Raw genomic sequence first — 8,517 nt, forward strand, 5'->3', positions numbered from 1 at the left:
CACTGCCAGCAACGCCACCAGCTTCACCACAGCCTCCACCGCCACGGCGATCACCACGCCATGATGGCGTTCGTTGACGTTGAGGTTCCGGGTCCCGAAGAGCACGGTGAAAAGCGCAAGTCCGACCGCCACCCAGAGGGCCGAACTGCCCAGATCGGGCACCGCCCCATCGGCGGGCGCCTCCGACACGGCAAAGATCGACAGCGACAGGGTGACCGACTGCAACTGCAGCGCGATATAGGGGGTCACGCCGATCACGGCCATGGTCGTCACCACGATGGCCAGCAAGTTGGATTTCCCGAAGCGGGAGGAGATGAGATCGGCGATCGACGTTACCCGCTGGGCGCGTCCGATCCGGACCAGACGGCGCAGCAGCCACCACCATGCCACCATGATCAGGCTCGGACCGAGATAGATCGTAACATATTCCAGCCCCGAGCGGGCGGCGTAGCCCACCGCACCATAGAACGTCCAGGCGGTGCAGTAGATCGACAGCGACAGCGTATAGACCAGCGGCGAGCGCAGGAGCCAGTCGCCATGGCCGCGCAGCGCCGCGCGTTCGGCGGCAAAGGCCACGATGAAAAGCCCCGCGACATAGGTCAGGCAGACGATCACGAGCTGGTTGAGCGAAACCATCAGCCGCCCCCTTCAGCCGGTGCGGCAGGGTCGACAGGCTCCCCCGGGCCGGGCAGATCACCGGTGCGCCGCCACAGCACGGCGGCCGACAGGATCAACAGCAGCCAGACACCAAAGATGTAGCGCAGGGCATCGGCGGTGGTCATGCCGGGGGCGGTGTCTGCCCCGGTTCCCGGGGGTAGCCCCTCCGGCCCCGGTCCGAGCGGCCAGAGCAGCGGCACCATCCAAAGCGCAAGCCCCAGAAACGGCAGCACCCGCAGCGCGTCCATCATACGCCGACGGCGATAGCTCCGCCGTTCGAGAAAGAGCGGCGGGCCCGCCACGCCCGGGCCCGTCAGCCCGCCGGGCCGCCGCGGGTGAGGTCACGCACCGCGTCCAGCATCTCGGCGTTGGAGAAAGGTTTGGTCATGAACCGGCTGACGCCCGCGCGTTCGGCCATCTCACGGTCGCGGCTCTGGCCACGCGCGGTGAGCATCAGGACAGGCAGGGCCTGCAGTTCCGGGTCCGCCCGCAGGTCCTGCAGAATCTCAAAGCCGCTGCGCCCGGGCAACATCACGTCAAGCATCACGAGATCGGGCATCGCCTTGCGGATCACCTTCAGCGCCGAGCTGCCGTTGGCCAGCGTCTCGACCCGCCAGCCTTCGCGGCTCAGCAGGAAACGGATCGCTTCCGCGATGTTGAGCTCGTCTTCGACGAGCACCACGCGTTTGCCCATGGGCGGTTGTCCTCCCCTCGATCCGTGGCGCCCGCCCTCCCGCAGGCTCCGTCACGGCAGCGCCGAGGATGCACCGGTTTCCCCGGGGTGTCAAAAGCCTATACGCATTTGCTTTTTTCGCGCGCCCCGCCGGTCACAGCCCGGTTTCCAGGATCGACGGCTCGCGCCGGGCGCTGCAGGCTTCGCGCGGGCAGACGCGGCAGGTCGCGCCCACTTCCTGCCGGTCCGCCGATACGCGGGCGGCGGGCAGGATCAGCATCGTGGCCAGCACCAGCGGGGTGGCGTTATAGCCCGGCGCGCTCTGCGTTTCGCAGGTGGCGAAACAATCGAACTGGGCGCTGGACCGGCCCAGTTGCTCGATCCGCTGGGAAACCACCATCCCCGGATGACCCAGCACCGCGAAGAGCGGCCAGAGCGGGCAGCAGTCGCCGAACCGGGGGACGGTGAAACCGCTGACCGATTTGCGAAAGATCACCGTGCCTGAACGGTCGCAGACCACCAGCCCGCAGCCAAGGTCGCGCAGGGCCGCCAGACGGCGCAGGACGCGGCCTATCGGCTGATGCAACTGCCGCGCCAATGCCGCGGGATCGGTGCCGATGCCCCCGCCCATGGCCTCGCGCAGCGAATCCAGTGGCAGTGCCGCCGCGTCCCACGCCGCCTGCTGAAGCACGTTCTGCGCAATGTGACGTGCGGCGGCGGACCGCAGCTCCGGCGCCTCTGCCACCAGACGGGCACGGTCTTCGGGCAGCGCCTTCGGGTCCTCCACCACGTCGAAGCTGAAGCCGTGGCGTTCGAGGAAAGCCTCCACCTCCTCCTGTGGGGAATGGCCCGCTTCCGCCGCGCTCATATCGGCGTCGAGATAGCCCACCAGCGCCTGCGCGCTGTCGGACAACCTGCGACTGTCTTCGGCCAGATTGCCGTGGAAGCGGGCGCGCCATTCGGGCTGAAGCTCGCGGTTCTCATCGAGGATCGCGGCGGTGGAGCGGATGGCGGCGGCGGTCGACAGCAACTCATGCATCGAAGCGGCAAGATGGGGATCATGGGCCATGCGGTCCGTCAACGTCTCCACCGTGCGTTCGAGCGCGCTGACCCGGCGGCGTGTGGCGGCCAGCACCCCGGCCCAGCCGGGAAAGCGGCCTGCGAATTCGTCCGCCCGAGCCAATTCCGGCCCGGCGAGGTCCGCCTCGCTCGCCGCTTCGCGCAGGCTGGCCACGAGCGCGGCCTCCGCCCCTTCGGTCAGGCTGTGCGGCTCCACGTCGAGCGCGCCGGCGATGTCCAGCAGCAGCTTGCCCCCGATCCGGCGGCGGTTGTGTTCGATGAGGTTGAGATAGCTGGCGGAGATACCGACCGACCGGGCGAGTTCGGCCTGCTTCATCCCTGTCATGGTACGCCGCTCGCGGATGCGGCTGCCCGTCAGTGCGTCGCGCGCCATGCTATGCCGCCCCCGGTGCAAAGGGCGCTGAATTCTGCGCCGCAGTATCAGTTAATTTACAAAACACATGGGTCATCTGCGAATTTGTTTACAATATTCTGGCGCAGATCAAGGGGGTTATTGAACGGTTTTCAGAAACAAGGTCATACATGATTTGCATACTTGTGCGCCCAAGGATCGGAGGAGGAACCGGTTCACGGGATCAACAAATTGGGAGGAATTCATGTCATTCAACAACTTGACACGCCGTGGGCTGATCCAGACCGGGGTCGTCGCGGGGGCAGGGCTTGCGCTGCCGACCTATCTGCGCGCCGATGCGCATACCGGCTTCACGAACGCGCCCACCGGCAGCACCGTGACGCTCGGCTTTAACGTACCCCAGACCGGCCCCTACGCCGAAGAAGGTCTGGACGAGCTGCGCGCGCAGGAACTCGCGGTCGAGCACCTCAACGGTGAAGGCGACGGCGGCATGCTGAACACCTTCAGCTCCAAGGCGCTTCAGGGCAACGGTATCCTGGGCAAGAAGGTGCAGTACGTCACAGGCGATACCCAGACGAAATCCGACGCGGCCCGCGCCTCCGCCAAGGCGATGATCGAAAAAGACGGCGCCATCATGATCAACGGCGGCTCGTCCTCGGGCGTGGCCGTGGCCGTTCAGGGCCTCTGCCAGGAAGCCGGCGTGATCTTCATGGCCGGTCTGACCCACTCCAACGACACCACCGGCAAGGACCGCAAGGCGAATGGCTTCCGCCACTTCTTCAACGCCTACATGTCCGCCGCCGCACTGGCACCGGTGCTCAAGAACGCCTATGGCGAAGACCGCCGCGCCTATCACCTGACGGCGGACTACAACTGGGGCTGGACCCAGCAGGAATCCATCGCCGCCGCGACCGAAGCCATGGGCTGGGAGACCGTCAACAACGTGCTGACGCCGCTCGCCTCCACTGACTTCTCCTCCTACATCGCGCCGGTGCTGAATTCGGGCGCAGATGTGCTGGTTCTGAACCACTACGGCGGAAACATGGTCAACTCTCTGACCAACGCGATCCAGTTCGACCTGCTGAGCAAGCAGGTGAACGGCAAGGACTTCCAGATCGTCGTGCCGCTCTACTCCGAACTGATGGCCGCGGGTGCGGGCAGCAACGTGCAGGGCGTGATCGGCTCCATGAACTGGAACTGGCAGCTGCAGGACGAAGGCTCCAAAGCGTTCACACGCTCCTTCGGCGAAAAGTATGGCCGCCCGCCCTCCAACTCCGCGCATACCTGCTACGTGCAGACGCTGCTCTATGCGGATGCGGTGGAACGTGCCGGCTCCTTCAACCCCTGTGCCGTGGCCGAAGCGCTCGAAGGCTTCGAGTTCGACGGCATGGGCAACGGTCCGACCCTCTACCGTGGCGAAGACCACCAGTGCTTCAAGGACGTGCTGGTCATGAAGGGCAAGGAAAACCCGACCAACCAGTACGACACGCTGGAAATCGTCGAGGTCACACCGGTCGAGCAGGTCATGTACGCACCCGATCACCCGATGTTCGGCGGTGCGGATGCCACACTGGGCGAATGCAACCCCGGCGCCTGAGCCCTTTATCTCACTGACATCGGCAGGGGGCGTCGCGACGCCGCCCCCTGCCCCTCCGTTTCCCCCGGTGCACGCCTGCAATTCGGGGGACTTTCCACAAGGTGGGGACCATGGACGCAATCCTTCTTCAATTCCTGAACGGCCTCGACAAGGGATCCGCCTATGCGCTGATCGCTCTCGGGCTGACACTCATTTTCGGCACGCTCGGCGTGGTGAACTTCGCCCACGGCGCGCTCTTCATGATCGGGGCCTTCTGCTCCGTGACGGTGCAACGCCTGCTGACGCTCAGCCATGAAACCCTGTCGGAGACAGAGAAGGACTTTCTGGGCAACCCCCTGAAGATCAAGACCCCCTATGTGCAGGACTGGTTCGGCCCCGAGGTGGGCGCCAGTATCATCGACTGGTCCGTGCCACTGGCGATTCTGCTGGCGATCCCGGTGATGCTGATCATCGGCTTCGTCATGGAGCGCGGGCTGATCAAGCATTTCTACAAGCGTCCCCACGCCGACCAGATCCTCGTGACTTTCGGCCTCGCCATCGTGCTGCAGGAGATCGTCAAGTATTTCTACGGCGCCAACCCGATCCCCACCCCCGCACCGGCGGCCTTCGCGGGCAGCTTCGACTTCGGGGCGCTGCTGGGGCTCGATACGGTCATCGCCTACCCCTACTGGCGGCTCGTCTACTTCGGCTTCTCGGCGCTCATCATCGGAGCGGTCTTCGCCTTCCTGCAGTTCACCACCTTCGGGATGGTCGTGCGGGCCGGTATGGCTGACCGTGAAACGGTGGGCCTGCTGGGCATCGACATCGACCGCCGCTTTACCATCATGTTCGGCATCGCCGCCGCAGTGGCGGGGCTGGCCGGGGTGATGTACGCCCCCATCAACTCACCCAACTACCACATGGGCATGGACTTCCTGGTGCTCAGCTTCGTCGTGGTCGTCGTGGGGGGCATGGGCTCTCTACCCGGTGCGGTGCTCGCGGGCTTCATGCTGGGCATCCTCGAATCCATCGCCTCCATGAACGAGGTAAAGGCAATCCTGCCGGGCATCGACCAGATCATCATCTACGTCATTGCAATCATCATTCTGTTGACGCGTCCGCGTGGCCTGCTTGGCCGCAAGGGCGTGATGGAGGAATAACCAATGTTCGGATCGGAAAAGCGTGACAGAACGCTGCTTATCGTGGTCGCCATCCTGACCATCTTCGCGCCGTTCATCCTCAACCCCTTCCCCACGGACAGCGCCATGGCGCAGTTCAACGCGGGCTACCCGGACCTGATGCAGCGCTTCGTGATCTTCGGGATCTTTGCGATCGGGTTCAACATCCTCTTCGGGCTGACCGGCTACCTCAGCTTCGGGCATGCCGCCTTCCTCGGCATCGGATCCTACGCCGTGGTCTGGATGTACAAGCTGCTGGACTACAACATCATCCCGGGGCTGATCCTGTCCGTCATCGTCAGCGGTATCTTCGCGGTGGCGATCGGCTACATCAGCCTGCGGCGCTCCGGCATCTACTTCTCGATCCTGACGCTGGCCTTCGCGCAGATGCTCTTTGCGGTGTCCTATTCGGACCTCGTCGGCCGCTTCTTCGGCACCACGATCACCAATGGTGAAACCGGGCTGCAGGTCTATACCTCCGACCCGCAGATCCTGATCGACAGCTGGGAAAGCGTGCCGCATCTTCTGGGGCTGGTAGAGATGCGCTCCACCTACACGCTGGATGCGGGCGCATGGTCCTTCGACTTCAACGCGGGCTACTATTTCTCCGCCGCGGTGATGCTGCTGGCCTTCTACCTCGCCATGCGGATCTTCCGCTCGCCCTTCGGCATGATGCTGCGGGCGGTGAAGTCGAACCAGCAGCGCATGAACTACACCGGTCTCAACACGCGGCCCTACATGCTGGCGGCTTTCGTGATCTCCGGCATGTATGCGGGCCTCGCCGGTGGGCTGCTTGCCTCCATGGATCCGCTCGCCGGGGCCGAGCGGATGCAGTGGACCGCCAGCGGCGAGGTCGTGCTGATGACGATCCTCGGCGGCGCGGGCACCTTGATCGGGCCGGTGCTGGGTGCGGGCTTCATCAAGTACTTCGAGAACATCTTCGCCAAGATCAACGACAACGTCCTGCACGGCTGGTTCGCCTTCATGCCGGACGGTCTTGAGAACGCGATGGTGACCATCGTCCACCCCTTCGTGGGCAAGGGCTGGCACCTGACGCTGGGCCTGATGTTCATGCTGGTCGTCATCTTCCTGCCCGGCGGGCTGGTCGAAGGCGGACAGCGGGCGGGACGCTTCGTCTTCCGCCGCCGCGACCGCAAAGCCGGGGACGTCGAATCCGACGCCGCCGAACAGCGCAACCCTGCAGCCGAATAAGGAGACGGGACCATGGCAATCCTCGAAGTCAAGAATGTCGGCAAACGGTTCGGCGGCCTGCAGGCCCTGTCGAACGTGAACCTCAGCGTGGTGGAAAACTCCGTCCATGCGATCATCGGGCCGAACGGCGCGGGCAAGTCCACCCTGCTCAACTGCCTCGTGGGCAAGCTGATCCCCGATACCGGCAGCGTCATGTTCGACGGCCAGTCGGTGCTGGGGCGCAAACCCTACGAGATCAACCAGATGGGCATTTCCCGCGTCTTCCAGACACCGGAGATTTTCGGTGACCTGACGGTGATGGAAAACATGCTCATCCCCTGTTTCGCCAAGCGCGACGGCGCCTTCGAGATGAACGCCGTTTCCCGCGTGGTGGGCCAGCGCGACGTGATAGAGAAGGCGGAGGAGATGATGGAGGAGATGCGCATGAGCGACAAACGCCACATGCATGCCGCATCGCTTTCGCGGGGGGACAAACGGCGGCTCGAAATCGCCATGTGCCTTGCGCAGGATCCGCGTCTTCTGCTGCTCGACGAACCCACCGCCGGGATGGCGCGGGCCGATACCAACAACACGATCGACCTGCTCAAGCAGATCAAGGAAGAGCGCGATATCACCATCGCCATCATCGAACACGACATGCATGTGGTGTTCTCTCTGGCCGAACGGATCACCGTGCTGGCCCAGGGCACACCGCTGGTGGAAGATACCCCCGAACGCATCAAGGGCCATCCGAAGGTGCGCGAAGCCTATCTCGGCGAATCCCAGGACGCCGCCTGATCCCATTCCGCCGCGGCCATCCCGTGCCGCCCCCCGCGAGGAAACGACATGACCGATACCAATACCCTGCCCCGCTCCGACAGCGACGCCTCGACCGGCTCTGCCTATCTGTCCGTCCGGGACCTGCATGCCTACTACGGCGAAAGCTACATCGTGCAGGGCATCAGCTTTGACGTCCACGAAGGCGAGATCCTCGCGCTGCTGGGCCGTAACGGGGCGGGCAAGACCTCTACCCTGCGGGCCATCGCGCGTGTCGCCAGCCCCGAATTGCGCAGCGGCGAAGTCTGGCTGGACGGCAAGGCGCTGCACAAGATGGCCAGCTATCAGGCGGCCGTCGAAGGTCTGGTACTGGTGCCGGAGGATCGCCGGATCATCGCCGGCCTCACAGTGGAGGAGAACCTGAAGCTCGCGCAGATCGCCCCGCCTCTCGGCTGGTCGCTCGACCGTATCTACGAGCTTTTCCCGCGGCTGGGCGAGCGGAAGAATCAGGAAGGTGTGACCCTTTCGGGCGGCGAGCAGCAGATGCTCGCGATTGCCCGCGCGCTGGCGCGCGACATCAAGGTGCTGTTGCTCGATGAACCCTACGAAGGCCTCGCCCCCGTCATCGTGGATGAAATCGAACGAACGCTCGGGCTCATCAAGGATCAGGGCATTACCACTATCCTCGTGGAGCAGAACGCCGTCCGTGCGCTCAAGCTCGCGGACCGCGCCGTCATTCTTGATACCGGCGGTGTCGTTTACGACGGTACGGCAGAAGAGGTTCTGAACGACGCGCAGCTCCGGGCGGAATATCTCGCAATCTAGATCAGTTTTCCGTGAAAAGTCGGTGGCCAAGGGGTTCGTGCTGTGGTCAGAGTAGTGTCGCGTACGAATTTCCTGGGTAACACATCGAGTGTCTGACAATCAGCCGGATCTCCACAATCTGTTCATGTGTTTGCCTGCAGCCTGTCTGGTTCTGGACAGGAATCTGCATATCGCCTCGGCAAATGAAACCTATCTGCAAACGGTAGAC

Annotated in this window: 9 protein-coding genes; 5 read left to right on the top strand and 4 right to left on the bottom strand. The window is 64.1% G+C overall.

Features of this window, described 5'->3' with window-relative positions; translation table 11 throughout:
• From A3764_RS11590 to A3764_RS11605, 4 genes are all read right to left on the bottom strand, one after another.
• The coding region (locus A3764_RS11590) for a sodium:solute symporter family transporter (protein WP_443069379.1) at window positions 1–636 on the bottom strand (636 nt) is incomplete at its 3' end.
• A complete protein-coding gene (locus A3764_RS11595; RefSeq protein WP_150120623.1) occupies window positions 636–908 on the bottom strand; it encodes a hypothetical protein in 273 nt (90 codons plus the stop codon). The genes A3764_RS11595 and A3764_RS11590, both read right to left, overlap by 1 nt.
• A gap of 62 nt (window positions 909–970) precedes the next feature.
• A complete protein-coding gene (locus A3764_RS11600; protein ID WP_067920167.1) occupies window positions 971–1,351 on the bottom strand; it encodes a response regulator transcription factor in 381 nt (126 codons plus the stop codon).
• Between the two features lie 133 nt (window positions 1,352–1,484).
• The gene (locus A3764_RS11605) at window positions 1,485–2,783 is read right to left on the bottom strand and encodes a helix-turn-helix domain-containing protein (protein ID WP_067920165.1); all 1,299 of its coding nucleotides are present in this window, start codon (window positions 2,781–2,783) and stop codon (window positions 1,485–1,487) included.
• Between the two features lie 223 nt (window positions 2,784–3,006).
• Between A3764_RS11605 and A3764_RS11610 the strand changes: the two genes are divergently transcribed.
• The 5 genes from A3764_RS11610 to A3764_RS11630 all read left to right on the top strand — a co-directional run bounded on the left by A3764_RS11610 (window position 3,007) and on the right by A3764_RS11630 (window position 8,309).
• Window positions 3,007–4,359, top strand: coding sequence for a substrate-binding protein (locus A3764_RS11610; RefSeq protein ID WP_067920163.1), 1,353 nt, complete (start codon window positions 3,007–3,009; stop codon window positions 4,357–4,359).
• A 110-nt stretch (window positions 4,360–4,469) separates the two neighbouring features.
• On the top strand, window positions 4,470–5,498 hold the full coding sequence (locus A3764_RS11615; RefSeq protein ID WP_067920161.1) for a branched-chain amino acid ABC transporter permease: 1,029 nt from the start codon (window positions 4,470–4,472) through the stop codon (window positions 5,496–5,498).
• A 3-nt stretch (window positions 5,499–5,501) separates the two neighbouring features.
• Window positions 5,502–6,728, top strand: a complete 1,227-nt coding sequence (locus tag A3764_RS11620; protein WP_067951613.1) for a branched-chain amino acid ABC transporter permease — start codon at window positions 5,502–5,504, stop codon at window positions 6,726–6,728.
• 12 nt (window positions 6,729–6,740) lie between these two features.
• On the top strand, window positions 6,741–7,505 hold the full coding sequence (locus tag A3764_RS11625; protein ID WP_067922722.1) for an ABC transporter ATP-binding protein: 765 nt from the start codon (window positions 6,741–6,743) through the stop codon (window positions 7,503–7,505).
• A gap of 48 nt (window positions 7,506–7,553) precedes the next feature.
• Window positions 7,554–8,309 (top strand): ABC transporter ATP-binding protein, encoded by a 756-nt coding sequence (locus A3764_RS11630; protein ID WP_067922713.1) that lies wholly within the window; start codon window positions 7,554–7,556, stop codon window positions 8,307–8,309.
• Window positions 8,310–8,517 lie beyond the last annotated feature (208 nt).

The organism is Sulfitobacter sp. HI0129, assembly GCF_001635395.1.
Classification (GTDB): Bacteria; Pseudomonadota; Alphaproteobacteria; order Rhodobacterales; family Rhodobacteraceae; genus Sulfitobacter.